The 16,086-nt window shown below is 54.5% G+C and carries 15 protein-coding genes; 7 read left to right on the top strand and 8 right to left on the bottom strand.

Annotated elements, in window-relative coordinates; translation table 11 throughout:
- Positions 1–180: 180 nt before the first annotated feature.
- From ctlX to rluF, 3 genes are all read left to right on the top strand, one after another.
- A complete protein-coding gene (gene ctlX / locus B0B12_RS07230; protein WP_076667003.1) occupies positions 181–1,110 on the top strand; it encodes a citrulline utilization hydrolase CtlX in 930 nt (309 codons plus the stop codon).
- Positions 1,111–1,288: 178 nt separating this feature from the next.
- Positions 1,289–2,200: an AEC family transporter gene (locus B0B12_RS07225; RefSeq protein ID WP_076667002.1), complete on the top strand. Its 912-nt coding sequence runs from the start codon at positions 1,289–1,291 to the stop codon at positions 2,198–2,200.
- A 90-nt stretch (positions 2,201–2,290) separates the two neighbouring features.
- The gene (rluF, locus tag B0B12_RS07220) at positions 2,291–3,301 is read left to right on the top strand and encodes a 23S rRNA pseudouridine(2604) synthase RluF (protein WP_076667000.1); all 1,011 of its coding nucleotides are present in this window, start codon (positions 2,291–2,293) and stop codon (positions 3,299–3,301) included.
- A 176-nt stretch (positions 3,302–3,477) separates the two neighbouring features.
- On the opposite strand, the gene B0B12_RS07215 is transcribed toward rluF, so the two are convergent.
- From B0B12_RS07215 to hemN, 3 genes are all read right to left on the bottom strand, one after another.
- Entirely contained in the window at positions 3,478–4,137 is a 660-nt protein-coding gene (locus B0B12_RS07215; protein ID WP_076666998.1) for a hypothetical protein, read from the bottom strand.
- 59 nt (positions 4,138–4,196) lie between these two features.
- Positions 4,197–4,745, bottom strand: a complete 549-nt coding sequence (locus B0B12_RS07210) for a CopD family protein (protein WP_076666997.1) — start codon at positions 4,743–4,745, stop codon at positions 4,197–4,199.
- Between the two features lie 114 nt (positions 4,746–4,859).
- The gene (gene hemN, locus B0B12_RS07205; RefSeq protein WP_076666995.1) at positions 4,860–6,230 is read right to left on the bottom strand and encodes an oxygen-independent coproporphyrinogen III oxidase; all 1,371 of its coding nucleotides are present in this window, start codon (positions 6,228–6,230) and stop codon (positions 4,860–4,862) included.
- A 228-nt stretch (positions 6,231–6,458) separates the two neighbouring features.
- Here hemN and B0B12_RS07200 point away from each other — a divergent pair, with 228 nt between their 5' ends.
- A complete protein-coding gene (locus tag B0B12_RS07200) occupies positions 6,459–7,571 on the top strand; it encodes an alanine racemase (RefSeq protein WP_076666994.1) in 1,113 nt (370 codons plus the stop codon).
- A gap of 63 nt (positions 7,572–7,634) precedes the next feature.
- Here the strand turns inward: B0B12_RS07200 and B0B12_RS07195 are convergent, their stop codons facing one another.
- A complete protein-coding gene (locus B0B12_RS07195; RefSeq protein ID WP_076666992.1) occupies positions 7,635–8,498 on the bottom strand; it encodes a M28 family peptidase in 864 nt (287 codons plus the stop codon).
- 192 nt (positions 8,499–8,690) lie between these two features.
- Between B0B12_RS07195 and B0B12_RS07190 the strand changes: the two genes are divergently transcribed.
- A complete protein-coding gene (locus tag B0B12_RS07190) occupies positions 8,691–9,572 on the top strand; it encodes a glycoside hydrolase family 25 protein (protein ID WP_076667756.1) in 882 nt (293 codons plus the stop codon).
- Positions 9,573–9,673: 101 nt separating this feature from the next.
- Here the strand turns inward: B0B12_RS07190 and B0B12_RS07185 are convergent, their stop codons facing one another.
- Both B0B12_RS07185 and B0B12_RS07180 read right to left on the bottom strand, forming a co-directional pair.
- Positions 9,674–10,414, bottom strand: coding sequence for a hypothetical protein (locus B0B12_RS07185; RefSeq protein WP_076666991.1), 741 nt, complete (start codon positions 10,412–10,414; stop codon positions 9,674–9,676).
- Between the two features lie 84 nt (positions 10,415–10,498).
- Entirely contained in the window at positions 10,499–12,310 is a 1,812-nt protein-coding gene (locus B0B12_RS07180) for a glycosyltransferase family 2 protein (protein WP_076666989.1), read from the bottom strand.
- A 289-nt stretch (positions 12,311–12,599) separates the two neighbouring features.
- Here B0B12_RS07180 and B0B12_RS07175 point away from each other — a divergent pair, with 289 nt between their 5' ends.
- The gene (locus tag B0B12_RS07175) at positions 12,600–13,847 is read left to right on the top strand and encodes a glycoside hydrolase family 2 TIM barrel-domain containing protein (RefSeq protein WP_244554618.1); all 1,248 of its coding nucleotides are present in this window, start codon (positions 12,600–12,602) and stop codon (positions 13,845–13,847) included.
- Positions 13,848–14,085: 238 nt separating this feature from the next.
- Positions 14,086–14,901 (top strand): nucleotidyltransferase, encoded by an 816-nt coding sequence (locus B0B12_RS07170; RefSeq protein ID WP_083704100.1) that lies wholly within the window; start codon positions 14,086–14,088, stop codon positions 14,899–14,901.
- Positions 14,902–15,107: 206 nt separating this feature from the next.
- Here B0B12_RS07170 and B0B12_RS07165 read toward each other — a convergent pair whose 3' ends face one another.
- A complete protein-coding gene (locus B0B12_RS07165) occupies positions 15,108–15,593 on the bottom strand; it encodes a GNAT family N-acetyltransferase (RefSeq protein ID WP_076666986.1) in 486 nt (161 codons plus the stop codon).
- Positions 15,594–15,596: 3 nt separating this feature from the next.
- Positions 15,597–16,022, bottom strand: a complete 426-nt coding sequence (locus B0B12_RS07160) for an EamA family transporter (protein ID WP_076666984.1) — start codon at positions 16,020–16,022, stop codon at positions 15,597–15,599.
- Positions 16,023–16,086 lie beyond the last annotated feature (64 nt).

The raw sequence follows: 16,086 nt of genomic DNA, 5'->3' as shown, positions 1-16,086 counted from the left end.
GCCTGGCTAAGGCAAATTATGCAACAGAAGCAGTTGCTATACCTATACTTATACCCTCAAAGAACCATAATTACAAACACATGGGCGCACTAACTAGCAAACCATAGCCTGGATTAGCTAGAGAGAAGAACACTATACCTTTGCTGGAAACAAAGTATATTTGTAGGTATACACGCTACCATGAAACAAACCACCTCCACCATCCTCATGATCGAGCCGACAGGCTTTGGCTATAACCCAGAGGCGGCCTCCACCAACTCCTTTCAAAAAGAATCCCGTGACTTCACCCCAAGCCAAATACAAGACATTGCCGTGCTGGAGTTCCGGAATGCCGTGGCGGAACTGCGGAACCTGGGCGTAGAGGTGATTACTCTTCGCGACCCGGAGAATGCAGGTACACCCGACTCTGTGTTTCCGAACAACTGGTTCTCCACCCACGCCGAGGGGCAACTGGTGACGTACCCGATGGCATCGCCGAGTAGAAGGAAAGAGCGCCGCCCAAAGGTGATCGAACAAATTAAGAACGCCTGTGGGTGCGGCGAGCATGTGATGCTGGAGTCTTTTGAGGAGCAGGAGACACCGGTATTCCTGGAAGGAACGGGCAGCATGGTGCTCGATCGCGTCAACAAAATTGCCTACGCTGCTGTATCGCCGCGTACAAATGTTGAGGTGCTGCAGCAGTTCTGCGACAGGCTGGGCTACCAGGCGCATACCTTTAAGGCCTATGGGGCAGCAGGCGAACTGATCTACCACACCAACGTGATGATGTGCATTGGCGACACCTATGCGATTGTGGCGCTGGACACAGTGGCAGTGCAAGACCGCCAGAAACTACGCGACAGCCTGAGCGAGAGCGGGAAAGAGATCATTGAGATCTCAAAAGAACAAACCTACCAGCACTTTGCAGGCAACATGCTGCAGGTTGAAAACCAGCTGGGTGAGCGCATTTTGGTGATGTCGAAGGCGGCTTATGAAAGTCTGACGCCGCTGCAGCTGGAGCGTGTGCAAGCCCACAACGAGTACCTGCTATACCCGCCCATCCACGTAATCGAGCAGGCGGGGGGCGGCAGCATCCGGTGCATGATCGCAGAGCTGTTCAAGAAAGTTTAACCTGGAGCATCAGCTATTCTTTATGCTCCTCTCCGCGTACCTGGGAGCGGGGAGATAGCCTTCCAAGGATGCAGCCATGGCAGCTCGGAGGTATAGCTGTATAATTTTTCTCCTGTTCTATACCCCATTCCAATTCACGTATACCTAGTTTTGCGGTTTCATCTAGACCGGAGCCTGCATGAGCAGTATCATCTTACTTTTTCTGTGCCTGATCGTGGGGGTGTTGCTGCGGCGAGTACCGGCTTTCCCGAGCTCATCGCCTGTGGTGCTCAACCAGTTCATCATCCATATTTCGCTGCCTGCGCTGGCGCTCTATGCCATACCTGAAGTAAAACTCGACAGCACGGTGCTGTTACCCGTGGGCGTGGCTTGGATCTGCTTTGTAGCGGCGGCGGCGTTCTTCTATACCCTGGGCCACATGTATGGCTGGTCCAAAAAGCTGATTGGCTGCCTTATTCTGACGGCCGGGCTAGGCAATACCTCGTTCGTCGGTTTCCCGATCATCGAGGCACTGTACGGACAGCAGGGTTTGCAGACGGCGATCCTCGTCGACCTGCCCGGGACTTTTGTAGTGGTGTCGACGTTAGGCATCGCCCTGGCCGCCTACTTCTCCAAAGGACAGCCCGATTTCAAAGCCATTGGCCTCAAGATTCTCACTTTCCCGCCCTTCATCGTATTTATGGTCGCCTTTGCTATGAACGTGGCCAACCTGCACTTTTCAGACGATCTGAAAGATGTCTTCAACCGCCTGGGCAGCACCGTGACGCCGTTGGCGTTGGTAAGCGTGGGCATGCAACTCCGCATCGAACGCAAGAGTAAGCACTGGCGCTTTCTGTTCCTGGGCCTTGCCTTTCAGCTGATTCTGGCTCCGCTGCTGATCTATGTGCTTTATGTGCTGGTGCTGGGCGCGCGCGGTCCGTTGGTGCAGGTGAGCATCCTGGAGGCAGGTATGGCGCCCATGATCACGGCCTCCATCGTGGCCATTTCCTACGCACTCAAACCCCGACTGGCTTCCATGATGGTGGGGTTTGGCATCCCGCTTTCCTTCATCACGCTGGCCATCTGGTACCTGCTAGTGCAAGGGCTGTAGGCTGCTAGGGTTAGCTTTTGCTGAAGATTTCTCGTTATTTTACAAGGTATACCATACGGGGCCGGGCTATACCTGGGCCTATTGCTAATTATGACACAACACACAGCCGAGGGCATCCGCCTAAATAAATTCATCAGCGAATCGGGCATTTGCTCGCGCCGCGAAGCCGACAAACTGATCGAGCAGGGGAGGGTGCTGGTGAACGGCAAATTGCCGGAGGTTGGCGCCCGCGTAAGGGCTAAGGACAAGGTACAGGTAGATGGCAAAACGCTGCAGATCGACCAGGTGCCACCCGTATACCTGGCGCTCAACAAACCAGCTGGTATCGAAACCACTACCGATCTCTCGCAGCGCGACAATATCATCCGCTTTGTCAACTACCCGGAGCGCATTTTTCCGATTGGCCGCCTCGACAAAGATTCCGAGGGTCTGATCTTCCTGACCAACGACGGCGACATCGTAAACAAGATTCTGCGGGCTGGCAACAGGCACGAGAAAGAGTACATCGTGACGGTGGACAAGCCGATCAATGAGGATTTTGTGAAGAAAATGAGCAGCGGCGTGTCGATTCTGGGTGTAAACACGAAGAAGTGCTTCGTGGAGCAACTGGGAGCGAACAAGTTCCGCATCATCCTCACGCAGGGCATGAACCGCCAAATCCGACGCATGACTGAAACGCTGGGTTACGAAGTGCAGACCCTGCAGCGCATCCGCATCATGAACATCACCCTGGCCAAACTCCCGCTCGGCCAGTGGCGCGAACTCACCGACGAGGAAATTGCTGAGATCCAGAGTCAGGTGGCCGACTCCGCAAAAACTGAAGAAGGCTCCGTGAGCAAAAAGAAGGCAGCGACGAATCAAACGTCCACTTCTCAGCCTGCTCGCAAGAAGTCACCTACAAGCAACCGACCAGCCCGGAAAGAGGGCGGAGCGGGCAAGAAAAGCAGTTTTGGAACAAGTGATGCCAAAGGCGGCAGAGGGCAGCGCGGTGCTTCGAAAGGACCGGGCGCTAAAAAGTCTGGTGGTAAGAGCAGCGCAGGTGCCAGAGGCGCCAGCCGCAACGCCCCGGCAGCCAAAGGCGGTGGACGTAAGAGACGCTAAGCAGGTAACTGAAAGCGAAAAACCGGTGCAGCAGGTATAGGAATTACCTGCTGCACCGGTTTTTTTGTTTTGTGGGCCTACTGATTTAGGAGTGATTACACCTGCGCTCAGGATGACAAAAAGGAAACGATTTTGAGTCTGCTATACCTTGGTCAGAAATTCTTTAAGCGAACGGCTTACTGATTATCTTCCTCCTCTTCAGCTTCCTCTTCCGGATAAGCGTTCAGCTTGATCTTTTCGATCTGCAGGTAGGTTTTGAATTGGTGGATCAGCTTGTCCATTTCCTTTTCCTTCTGCTGCAGGGCGTCCACTTCTTCGTCTGAAGTTTGGAGTACCGGGCGCAGGCGGTTCAGGCTGTCTTTCATCTGAATTACAGCGTCTTCGGTCTGGTGGATCACTTGCTGGTTTTGCTCGGCGGCCATGGCCAGTTGCAACTGCCCGATGTACATTTCCAGAAACTCGACCATGTCCCAGGGGTTGTTGGGGCGGTTCCAGGTAAAGCCCGTGTTGCAGCGGCGGCACTTGTAGGTGTTGCACTTCCAGCCGTACTCGTTGGTGGTGGACCCGGTGCGCTTCAGCATGTCGGCTTTGCTGCACTTGGGGCACTGGGCGTTGTCTTCGATGAGGTTGAGCAGGCGCTCCCGCTTGTCCATGATGGCGCTGCGGTTATTGGCGTGCGTGATCAACTGTGTTTCCAGGTTCTGGCAGGCAGCGGTCAGTTGGGAATGTTCCGCGCTAAGCTCTCCCTCCTCCATCAGCTTGGCAGCACGCTTGCTAAAAAAGCGTATCAGTTTGATCAGTTCTCTCTCGTTCGGCTTCAGAGCGGCTTGTTTCATGTGTTGTGTGTTTGTTCAAAGGTACGGAATCTGGCGCAAAGCACGAATTGTTAGCTGGTTTAGCGCGACTGTTTCGCTTCGCGGGCGCGTTTGTAGATGCGAATAGCCAGCATTAGCATAGCCGAAAACAGCAGCAGTCCCACAATGCCCCACACCATGCTCAGCGCGCTTTTGAGCACTACCAGAAACACAATGGCGATCAGGAAGACCGTGGCCACCTCGTTCCAGATACGCAGTTGGGTAGAGGTATACCGAATGATGCCATTTTGCTGTTGTTTGAAGATGCTATGACAAAGAAAGTGGTACAAATAGAGGCACACCACAAAAGCCAGCTTCCAGACCAGCCAGCCCGGGAATTGGTCGTACAAACCAAGGGTGACCACGATGCTGGTACCAAAGATGAGTGTCAGGATGGCCGAGGGCCAGGTGATGCCGTACCACAGGCGCTTCTGCATGATGCGGAACTGGCTTTGCAGGATGCTGCGCTCCGGCTCCGGCTTCTCCGCGGCCTCAGCAAAGTAAATGAACAGGCGCACGATATAGAACAAACCTGCAAACCAGGTCACCACAAAAATGATGTGCAGCGCTTTCAGGTATAAGTAAGGCATAGGACGTTAGGGTGCTGTTCCGGCAAAGGTAAGTAAAAACAAAAGCCCGGCATACCCTGCGGTACCCGGACTTTGCTCTTCAGTCTGAATAATTACAAAATCAATCCTCTCACCTTAAACAGACTTACTGAAAACAGGCACCGTTAACTTACTGGCCCACAGGCGGGAATCCAGGCACATGGCAATGTTGCGTATGAAGGGCTTGCCAGCGGGCAGCACCTGTATGTCGTGGTTGCTGTATTCGACCAGGCCATCGTCGGCAAGCGGCTGCAGGCGCATGAGGGCATCTACAAAGTAAGGCAACTCTTCAGGATTCCAGCTGGTGTAGTCGCGGCACATCAGGTTTTGGATGTGGGTGCGCAGCAGCATGTCCTCACCGGTCAGTTCGTGGCCTTTCAGGATTGGCAGGTGACCGGTCAGAACGGCTTCTTCGTAGGCTTCTACTTCCTTGACGTTCTGCATAAAGGCCGTGCCCGTGTCGGAGATGCTGGAGCAGCCCAAGCCGATCAGCAGCTCGGTATGGCGCGGGGTATAGCCCATGAAGTTGCGGTGCAAAGTGCCATTGGCGGATGCAATGCACAGCTCATCCTCTGGCAAAGCGAAGTGGTCCATACCGGTTTCGATGTAACCGGCATCTTCTAACATGGCGCGGCCCAGTTCATACAAACCGCGTTTTACTTCCGGTGCAGGCAGGTCGGCTTCGGAGTAACGGCGCTGTCCTTTGCTTTTCCACGGCACGTGCGCGTAGCTGTAGAAGGCGATGCGCTCCGGACGCAGTTCTTTTACTTTCTCAATGGTATGGCGTACGCTCTTCGCGGTCTGGTGCGGCAGTCCGTAGATGATGTCGCCGTTGATGGAGGTATAGCCGATCTCACGGGCAATGTCAAAGATTTCTTTTGTCTTCTCGAATGTCTGGATACGGTTGATGACCAGTTGCACGTAAGGATCGAAGTCCTGTATGCCGACGCTCAGCCTGCGGAAGCCCAGGTCGTAAAGCACCTCCAGTTGTTCACGGTTCGTGGCGTTCGGATGCACCTCAATGCTGAAGGCCGCATCCGGTGTGATCTCGGCTTTCTCGAGCAGACGCTCCAGCAGGTTTTTGAGGTTGGCGGCGCTGAAGAAGGTAGGCGTGCCGCCGCCCAGATGCAGCTCCGTGATGCGTGGCTTCTCATCAAAAAGAGCCAGGTACTGGTCCCACTCTTTCAGCAGCGCCTCCAGGTAGGGCGACTCCACCGCGTGGTTTTTGGTGATGCGCTTGTTACAGCCACAGTACGTACACAAGGCCTCACAGAAAGGCAGGTGCAGGTATAGACTGATGCCATCTTTGCTATTGGTCTTGCGGAAAGCCTGCTGCACATGGCTCATCCAGCGCTCCTCGGTCAGGGGCTTTTCGTCCCAGAACGGCACAGTGGGGTAGCTGGTATATCGTGGCGAGGGTACGTCGTACTTGGCCAGTAGTTCAGCAGGGGTGACAGCAGTATTCATAGTAATTCTTCTTAATTATACCGAAGCAGACGTCTGCTCCATTACGGTTACAAAGGTCGGGCACGCAGGCCGGCTAAGAAATGACATTTGTCAGTCAGCGTGCTTTTCCCGAAATTTAAGGCAGGGCAGCGGGGTGATATTTGTCATGAAAATCAAATTTTGTGCTGACAGATCAACTGCTATACCTGTTTCATCGCCGCCCGCTATACCTGTAAACCGATTATTCTCATGCTCGACCATATCACACAAACCACACTCCTGCTCGACGAGGCAAAATGCCGCCAAAACATCGCCATGATGGCTGAAAAGGCCGACCGCAACAACATCCGGCTGCGGCCGCATTTTAAAACGCACCAGTCGGCGCAGGTGGGAGAGTGGTTCCGCGAAACGGGCACGACGGGCATCACGGTGTCGTCGCTGAAGATGGCCCGTTACTTTGCCAGCCACGGCTGGACCGACATCCTGGTGGCTATACCTGTGAACATCCGGGAAATGGCGCTGGTGAACGAACTGGCGGCCAAAGTGCAGCTGCACCTGGTGGCCGTGAACATCGAGACGGTGCAGGCGCTGTCCGAAAAGGTGCTGCATCCAGTCCAAGTGTGGCTTAAGATCGATACCGGCTACCACCGCACCGGCATCCCGCCGCACAGTCACGAGCAGCTCGACGCCACGGTGGCGCTGCTGGAGCAAAGCGATAAGCTGCAGTTCACGGGAGTGCTCGCCCACGACGGCCATACCTATAAGCAGACCGACGCCGATGCCATCCGTACCATTCACCACACCACCGTTTTTCTTCTGAATCTGGTGCGCGACAGGTATAAGGCCCGTTTCCCAGAGCTGAAAATATCGATCGGGGACACGCCTTCTTGCAGCATTTTGCAAACCATCACCGGAGTAGACGAGATTCGGCCAGGCAACTATGTGTTCTACGACCTCACGCAGCAGCACATTGGCTCCTGCAGCTTCGACCAGATAGCGGTGTGCATGGCCTGCCCCGTCATCGCCAAACACCCGGAGCGCAACGAGATCATTGTGCACGGCGGCAGCGTGCATTTCTCCAAAGACAGCTTGGTAGGAGCAGATGGCTCAGTGATTTTCGGGAGGGTAGTGGCATTGACGGAAAACGGCTGGTCGGAGCCGCTGGAAGGTATAGAAGTGGTGTCGCTTTCGCAGGAGCATGGCACCATTCGCGCCAGCAAAGCGCTCTTCGACAGGTATAAGATCGGTGATCTGATGGGGATCCTGCCTGTGCACTCCTGTCTGACGGCGGACGTAATGGGGAGCTATACCACCCTGGAAGGCGAGCGTCTGGAGCATTTGTCAGGTATAGGGCAGGTATAACAAGGTATAGCTTTCGAAGTGCGGGTGCCTGGCAGATTTTAGCTCTTGCCAGGCACCGGTTTTTTATAAGCGGATGAGCGCCCCGTAAACCCCTTGCACAACTGCTGCCATTCGGTCAAAATCGAGCGTGTCGATGGTGTCGCTGGTTTGATGATAGTGCGGGTTGCGCAGAAAAGAAGAGTCGTTGATCATGATGGCGTTGATGCCGTACGTCCAGTAGTTGCGGTGATCGGAGAGGCCCACCAAGCCGAAGCCGGCCGGCAGGTTCACCGACTGCACATCGATGTCGGTGTGCTGGCGCATGAGGTCGCGCACCTGCTGGGTATAGGCTTCCTGCCCCGTTTTGCCGACTACTACTATAAAATTACCCGTATGCGGGTAGTGCCTGGCCAGTTCCGGGTCCGGGAACTTCTGTGAGTCCGGCTCGTCCGAAAAATAACCGATCATCTCGTAGCAAATCATGGCCCGCACCTTCACTTTATGTTCGTGCAGTTTCCGGGCATGCACGGCGCTGCCCATGTCCTCGCTGGCAAAGTAGGGCGGCTCCTCCAGGCAATAGGCTACCAGTTCCACATCGTGCTGCAGCAGTGGCTTGTGCTCGTGAAGGAGCCGGGCTGTCTCGAGCAGGCCGGCCACACCGCTGGCGTTGTCATCGGCACCGGGCTGGTCGCCGCACACATCGTAGTGCGCGCCTACCACGATGCGCTCAGTGCTGCTGCTACCCTTGAATAAGGCCACCACATTTTTGTACGTCCTGCCATCAACTTTAAAGGGCTGCTCCTGCACCTCACAATCAAGTTGCTCCAATTCGCCTTTGATGTACCGGACTGCCTCCTCCAAAGCCTCCAGGTTCTGGTAGTTTCGTGCCGGCTGTATACCTGTCAGTTGTGCAACATCCCGGTAAAGTCTCACTTTGCTGTTTTCCATGTCCTTGCTCTCAGGTAGACTATCACTTACGAGAACAGCAAAATCTGTTTGGCTGGATTTAGGCATTATGCCATCCTGAGGCTGCTCTCAAGCCTCCTTAAGGTATAGCTACCTTCGACAGCATCTTTTTTAAACAGACCTATACCTTCCATTTGCCTGAAAGGCATATCTTTGCTTCCCCCGCAGCAACCTATGAGCACCGTTAAGACACCCGCACCGCTAAAGCCCATCAAGACGCCCAGGAAGGCCGTGCAGGCCCCAAAGGTGCCGCGTGCTGCGCCTAAGCGGAAAAAAGGGAAGAAAAAGCAGTCCAAACTGCCGTTCTGGATCGGGGTAGGCGTGGTGGCCGCCATCGGTTTGCTGGTGCTTTATGTGGAGCTGTTCACGGAAAAAGAGCAGCCCATTTGGCCGGAGGGACATAGTCCGCTCGGCAATACCATATTGGGTATAGACGTGTCCAAGTACCAGCGCAAGATCGACTGGGAAAAGGTGCGCGACAACGATGTGTCCTTTGCCTTTATCAAAGCGACCGAGGGCAAGAAGCTGAAAGACAGCCATTACGAGCGCAACTGGGAAGGCACGCAGCAGGCCGGCATCATCCGCGGGGCCTATCACTTTTACCGGCCTAATGTATCGCCTGAGGAGCAGGCACGCAACTTCATCCAGACGGTAGTGCTACAGCCCGGCGACCTGCCGCCTGTGCTGGATGTGGAAGTGCGCGGCAAGCAGGCGCTCAACCATTTCCGGGGCGATATCAAGGAGTGGCTCGTGCATGTGGAGCGGGCCTATGGCGTGAAGCCGATCATCTACACCGGTTACAGCTTTTATAAAGACTACCTTGAAGGTTTTTTTGACGAGTACACCCTCTGGATTGCACACTATAATGTGAAAGAGCTGCAAATGCAGCGCACCGACCGCGCCTTGCTCTCTTTCTGGCAGCACACCGACCGCGGCGTCATCGAGGGCATCAAAGGTCCTGTGGACTGCAACATCTTCTACGGTACTAAAAAAGATATCCAGAAACTTTGCATCCCACCCAAGGAAACCACACAAACAGCAAAGGCGCAACGATAAGCTGCGCCTTTGCTGTTTTTAACAGGCTATACCTGCTTTTTGTCATGCTGTGGATTTTCTTCTAAAAATTATTGTCGGATTTGGGAGGCTATACCTGTTGTTTACCAGTCGGTATTCCAGCGGTTCCGGGCGGTGTTAAACTCGCGGGTGCGGCCTTGGCGGTCGCGGTTCATGTTGCCCTGGTTGCGTGACTGCAGGTAGCCGCTCGAGCCGTAGTCGCCTTCGCCATACCTGCCGCGGGACTCGCGATGGTAGCCGCCGCCCATGTAGTTGCCCTGGTCGTCGCCGTAGTTGGAGCTGTAGTAGTCGTCGCGCTCAAAGTCGTAACGCTCCTGCCCACTGCGGCCCTCAAAGCGGCGCGAGATCTCGTTTCCGTACAAATCTTCGCGGCTGGAGCCATAGTGGCCGGAGCGACCATAATTCCGGCCCTCCTCACGGTAGCCCCGGTTGCCCATGCTGCCGCGGCCTTCATTGCCATACCTGCGCTGCGAGCCCATGCCGCTGTCGAAGGGGTGACCCGAGTCGTGACGGCCGCCTCTGCTGTCGCCGAAGCCCTGGGCGCCGCCGTAGCTGCCCATGTTACCGTAGTTGCGGGAGGTGCTGTAGGTGTTACTGTCGGTGATGTTGGTGCGGGAGTAGTTGCGCGATCCGCCCCGCTCGTTACCCTGGTTGCCCCAAGTGTCCTGGTAGCTCTCGTTGCCATAGCCCCCGTGCGCTGCGGAGCCATAGTCGTCGAAACGGTAGCCGCGGTCCTGCTCCGGATGGCGGTAGCGCTCTGAGCGATGGGTATGGAAACCTCCTTCGTGGCTGTCGTAGTCCCTGTCTGATGCGTGTCTGTTCATAGTCTTAAGTTTTAGCGTTTTACATCGGTACACTATACTTATAAACGACAGCGAACAGCAACTGTTGGGTAATTTGTGCCAGACTTAATTGGGAGCAGGCGGCATACTAACCGGAAGGGTAGCGTGCGTGCGGGCTCCTGGTTTAGTGGGTTTCTGAACGAGTGGCTGGTCCTGGCGCTGCGGCGTGTTGTAGGGTTTGTAGCCAAAAAGCAGGAAACCGGTCGAGACGGCCACCGAGACCATGGTGATGACGATGGCCACGTAGCGGATGCCGTCGTAGAAGCTGTGGCGTGTTCGCCAGATGGCCAGACGCAGGGGCTGCAACACAGGCTGCAGCAGTCGGGCATGCAGTACGTTGTGGCGTACCCACTGGATAGTTTTCTCCTGACCGATCACCACCACCGAGCCCAGAATCGCGACGTTTACGAGCGAGAACATCGCCATCATCTGCACATAGGGGTTGTAATAGAGGTGTCCGTACAGGTGCTGGCTGTAGGCGATGGCCCCGAGCATCAACCCGATCATCAGGATGTTAGGTAGGCTCAGCAACCAGTTGTTTTTCGGTTTATCGTCTTTTGGGGTCGGTATATAAGGCACCTTCACCCGGAAAATAGAGTAAATGAGTCCTAGTAAAAAGATCCACCAGGTACCGGTGCGCAGGATTCCGCCAAACATATGGAAGCCCTTCTCATTTTTCTCATGATACCAGCGCTGCGCATACTGCCGGATGGCGATGGAGATCAGGAAGAAAGGTGTGAACATAATCAAAAACTCACCCAGCGACACATACCACGGGAACTCTGCCATGATCAGTGCCAGTGAGGGAATGAGAAAATCGATGAGGTTGAACACCCCGAAGAGGTAGTACATCGGCAACGTGCCGTAGTGGATGCGCTGCCGCCAGGTGAAGTGCTTAAACAGTTTTGGGTATACCGTGAAAAGCAGCTCGAAAGTGCCGCGACTCCACTTCACCTGCTGTTTATAATAGGCTGAAAGCGTGCCGGGTACCAGGCCACGGTTGAGTATCTTGGGAACGTAGACCGATTTCCAGCCCTTGGCATGCAGCTGCATGGCCGTGTGCATGTCTTCGGCCAGACCGGCGGCGTGGCCTCCAATGCTGTCGAGGGCGCTGCGACGGAAGGTGCAGTTGGCGCCGATGGCCTGGGCCGTGCCGTGGGCGTTCATGCCCATCATCATCGGGCCATAAAAATTGTAGGTCTGCTCCGCCGCACCATAAGCCACCAGGCTTTCCTTTTGGTTATAATAAGCCTGCACACACTGCACATAGCCAATCTCCGGGTCCTCAAAGTAAGGCAGCACCTCGTCCAGAAACTCCGGCACAGGTACGTGGTCCGGGTCCAGTACCAGGCAGATGTCGCCGGTGGCTTGCTTCAGGGCGTTGTTGATGTTGCCGGCCTTGGCGTTGATCTTCTGGGTGCGGGTTACATGAATGACTCCCAGGCGCGCGCATTCTTTTCGCAGGAAAGGGTCGTCGGCCTCATCGCAGAGGTAGGTAGTGTGCGGGTAGCGGATGCGCTGAATGGCCTCCAGCGTGTTGATGATCATGTCGTAGGGCTCGCCAGGGCAGAACGTGGTAAGCACATCCACCTTAAACTTGGTGCGCAGCTTTGGCTTGACGGGCACGCTCACATCAAAATAATGATACCACTCATGCAGGGTGCGCAGGAGCTTGAAGGCCAGTGCCGTGGTGAGCATGATGTAGAGCGGCAGGTAGCCGATATGGTCTTTGTCGATGAACCAGTAAAGGAACAGCACCATCGTGATGAGGCCCATCACGATCATCAGCCGGATCGTCAGTACATCTTTCGAACTCGGGACAACACCGGGCACAGAAGTATGCTGAACTTTCGGATTACTGGCAGGAGCGTTAAACATCAGGAAAGGGAGTCGTGTATTATCTTTAGAATGGTTTCATGGGCATGCAAGTGCTCTCTTGCATGATTTAGGGTTATCTGGTACAATAACATCTGCAGTTTATACTCGTATTAGCCTCAAAAGTTCTGTTGCTTTACCCCGATTTTTAGAATAAACACCCGCTATACCTGCCTATATGCTTACCCGCCACATGGTTCACTTTGCCCGTAAGAGTACAATTTTATTGTTCTGCTTACTCTTTATCAGTTCTTGTTCTTTCAGAGGGTCTGATAATCAGCGGTATACAAAGTTGGGACGCACAGTAGAGGTTGTGAAGGAAGGCGACAAGTATACGCTCTACCGCAACGGCGAACCTTATTTTATAAAAGGAGCGGCCGGGTATGAGCATTTTGACAAGGTGGCGGCCTATGGCGGCAACTCCATCCGGGTATGGCACACCGACGACGACACCCAGCGCATACTGGACGAAGCCCACCAACAAGGCCTCACCGTGATGCTCGGGCTCTGGATGGAGCGCGAGCGCGAAGGCTTCAACTATTACGACAAAGACGACGTGGCCGCCCAACGGGAACGCTTGCGCGCGGAAGTGCTTAAGTACAAAGACCATCCGGCCCTACTAATGTGGGTAGTAGGCAACGAACTGTACGCCGAAGGATCGAACGTAAAGGTATGGGACGCGGTGAACGGCGTGGCCGAAATGATCCACGAGCTAGACCCGAACCACCCAACCACGACCACTGTGATGAACGTGCCCAAGCAGGTGGTGAACCTGATCAAGCGCCGCTGCCCGGCTATCGACATCCTGTCCATCAACTCGTTCGGCGCCCTGCATAATTTGTCTACCGAACTGCGCGACACTAACTGGGACGGGCCCTATGTTATCGCCGAGTTCGGAGGGCAAGGTTACTGGGAAACCAGAACAACCTGGTGGTATGCGCCCCTCGAGCAAACCAGCACAGAGAAAGCCGCTTTTGCCCGTGAAAGGTATGAAAAAACGGTACTAAACGACCCCGACCGCTGCCTGGGTGCCTATGCCTTTATCTGGGGCTACAAGTATGAGACGACCCCGACCTGGTTCAGTATTATGACTGAAACTGGCGAAGAAACCGAAATGGCGCAGGTGATGCGTGAGATCTGGAGTGGAAAGCGCGACTTTAACCGGGCACCGCACATTGCCTATCTGTCGCTCAAAGACATTTTTCCATCTGACCAGGTATACCTGCAGCCCGGCGAATTGTCTAAGGCTGCCGTATTTGCCACCGACCCTGATGGCGACAGCCTGCAAGTGAAATGGGAGTTGCTGCCCGAAACCGTGAGCGAAGACGGTAATGCGATTAAAGAGCAGAAGCCGGACGCTATACCTGGCGTGATCCAGGAAGCAGCGGGTAACCGCGTCACCCTAAAAGCCCCGCAACGTGACGGCGCCTACCGTCTTTATGCCTATGTGTATGACGGAAACGGAAACGTGGCCACCGCCAACTTCCCGTTTTATGTAAAAGCTGGCAACACCTTCAGTTCAGCATTGGATTTCTACTAATAGCGGATCTGTTTTATTTGGATTATCAGGTTGATTGTTAGGCTTATATCAACGTCCGGGCCTGCCTGATTCTTTATTTAGTAAGTACAACAACCAATTGGGCGCTTCAGCAGTAAACCACTTACCTCAGTTTTAGATTTAGGAGTAGTACAATTTAGACTGTTTCCGATAGAGGCAGTCTTCAGGACATGCTGTCTCCTGCTGAACATTTCAAAGATTATGGATCCTGCATTGACACATGAATAAGCAACTGAATAATACAAAAACAAAAAAGTCCCCGCCGACCGAGAAACTAACCCGCACCATCTCGAAGAATGGGCAAAAGTCACCCGACAAGCTGGAGGCCGCAGACTTTTACAAAGAAGCGCTGAGCCTGCTGGTAAAAAGCGAAGCGAAATTTCTGGTAGGCGGCGGACTCGCCCTGGACAAATACACCGGCATCAACAGAGCCACCAAGGACCTGGACATTTTCTGTAAAGTAGGGGAGTGCCCCCGCATCCTCAAAACTTTTGCCGATGCCGGCTACTATACCGAGATGACCGACCCGCGCTGGCTGGCTAAAGCCAAGAAAGGCGACCACCTGATGGACCTGATCTACAACAACCCGGCTAGCCTGTGCCCTGTGGATGACCGCTGGTTTGAGTATGCCACCGAAGGAGAGCTGTATGGTGTGAAGGTTAACTTTATGCCGCCTGAAGAGTTGATCTGGTGCAAACTGTACGTCCAAAACCGGGAGCGCTACGACGGTTCCGACATCAACCACCTGCTGTTGCGCTGCGGCGAAACGCTTGACTGGAAACGCCTCTGGTCTTATACCGAACAGCACTGGCAGCTGGTGCTGGCGCAGTTCATGAGTTTCCATTTCGTATACCCATCCGACCGCGACATCATACCCCGCTGGCTGATGGACGAGCTGCTGCTGCGCGCCAAAGAGCAGTACGACGTAGAGACTCCGAAAGAAAAAATCTGCCGCGGCCCTTACATCGACCAAACCCAGTATGGCCACGACATCACGGTATGGGACTACAAAGCTCTGACGATGCGCACGATCTAGGGTGAGGCTGTCAAATTAAGTTGCCATACCTTTAAGGATTGATTTTCAGAGCATATTGCCAGTAAGCTGATGGCTGTTGAAATTGAATCTTCCACTTTAGGTATAGCTCCTATTCAGTCCATCGTTCCATAAGGTATAGCGCTGCCTGTTTGCTATACCTGACCATTTTACAACAAAGGCCCTGTACTTGCAGGGCCTTTGTTGTTTCAGAACTTATCGCTACGCCGCTCCAGCAGAACGGTGTTGCGCCAGACGCCGTGCAACTGCGCAATGCGGTCTCGGTAGCCGATCTGCCTAAAGCCGTGCCTTTCCTGTAGACGCAGGCTGGTGGTGTTGTCGGCGAAGGTGGAGGATTGCAGGGTCCAGATGCCGTTGGCTTCGCTTTCTTCGATCATGGCGCGCATTAGCTGGTCGGCTATACCTCTGCCGCGGTGGCGGGAGGCGATGTAAATGCTAAACTCCGCCACGCCCCGGTAACAGGCTCTCGACGAAACAGGCAACAGCGCTACCCAGCCCAGCACTTCATTGTTCTCAATCGCTACCAGACGGGTGTGGGGCAGGTGGTTGCGGTCCCATTCCTCCCAGGTAGGCACTTCGGTGTTGAAGGTCGAGTAGCCGGTTTCCAGGCCCTCGCCGTAAATGCGGAGTACCTCGTGGGCATGCTCCAGCTGCATGGGTGCAAGCGCTATCATGGCTTATTTCCAGATCAAAATCAGGGTGCCACACAGAATCACGCCCATGCCGAGCAGCAAACGTGGCGTGAGCGGCTCGTTTAGCAGGAAGTAGGAGAGGCCCACCGTCACCAGAATGCCAGCCCGGTCTATCGTCGCCACAACCGACACATCGGCTGTTTTGATGGCTTTGAAATACAAAATCCAATAAACGGCGGTGCAGGCCCCGGCCAGTATAAACCAGGTAAGCGTTTTATTGTCGATCTGCCGGGCCGTCTTGAGGCCGCCCGCATACAGCGCATGCCCCAGCACCATCATAAAGAGCACACCGGTGCGTATAACCAAAGCCAGGTGCTCGTTGGCATTGTTATTCATTCCCATCTTCGCAAACACCATGGCCACGCCCCCTGTGAGCATGGCAATGAGTGCGTATCCTAACCAAGCTTCCATGTATTCTTATACTTTGAGGCTGCAATAGTACGATAGGTTTTGATCTTTCCCGCCAGTTCTAACC

It is taken from the genome of Pontibacter indicus (genome assembly GCF_900156345.1).
GTDB lineage: Bacteria > Bacteroidota > Bacteroidia > Cytophagales > Hymenobacteraceae > Pontibacter > Pontibacter indicus.
This window is presented reverse-complemented; position numbering and strand designations above follow the sequence as displayed.

Bases quoted from the DNA above. Each gene is read 5' to 3' on its own strand.
- B0B12_RS07165 (WP_076666986.1), bottom strand. From the start codon at position 15,593: ATGATAGCGCTTGCACCCATGCAGCTGGAGCATGCCCACGAGGTACTC.
- rluF (WP_076667000.1), top strand. From the start codon at position 2,291: ATGACACAACACACAGCCGAGGGCATCCGCCTAAATAAATTCATCAGC.
- B0B12_RS07180 (WP_076666989.1), bottom strand. From the start codon at position 12,310: ATGTTTAACGCTCCTGCCAGTAATCCGAAAGTTCAGCATACTTCTGTG.
- B0B12_RS07195 (WP_076666992.1), bottom strand. From the start codon at position 8,498: ATGGAAAACAGCAAAGTGAGACTTTACCGGGATGTTGCACAACTGACA.
- B0B12_RS07190 (WP_076667756.1), top strand. From the start codon at position 8,691: ATGAGCACCGTTAAGACACCCGCACCGCTAAAGCCCATCAAGACGCCC.
- B0B12_RS07215 (WP_076666998.1), bottom strand. From the start codon at position 4,137: ATGAAACAAGCCGCTCTGAAGCCGAACGAGAGAGAACTGATCAAACTG.
- ctlX (WP_076667003.1), top strand. From the start codon at position 181: ATGAAACAAACCACCTCCACCATCCTCATGATCGAGCCGACAGGCTTT.
- hemN (WP_076666995.1), bottom strand. From the start codon at position 6,230: ATGAATACTGCTGTCACCCCTGCTGAACTACTGGCCAAGTACGACGTA.
- B0B12_RS07185 (WP_076666991.1), bottom strand. From the start codon at position 10,414: ATGAACAGACACGCATCAGACAGGGACTACGACAGCCACGAAGGAGGT.
- B0B12_RS07210 (WP_076666997.1), bottom strand. From the start codon at position 4,745: ATGCCTTACTTATACCTGAAAGCGCTGCACATCATTTTTGTGGTGACC.
- B0B12_RS07225 (WP_076667002.1), top strand. From the start codon at position 1,289: ATGAGCAGTATCATCTTACTTTTTCTGTGCCTGATCGTGGGGGTGTTG.
- B0B12_RS07160 (WP_076666984.1), bottom strand. From the start codon at position 16,022: ATGGAAGCTTGGTTAGGATACGCACTCATTGCCATGCTCACAGGGGGC.
- B0B12_RS07170 (WP_083704100.1), top strand. From the start codon at position 14,086: ATGAATAAGCAACTGAATAATACAAAAACAAAAAAGTCCCCGCCGACC.
- B0B12_RS07200 (WP_076666994.1), top strand. From the start codon at position 6,459: ATGCTCGACCATATCACACAAACCACACTCCTGCTCGACGAGGCAAAA.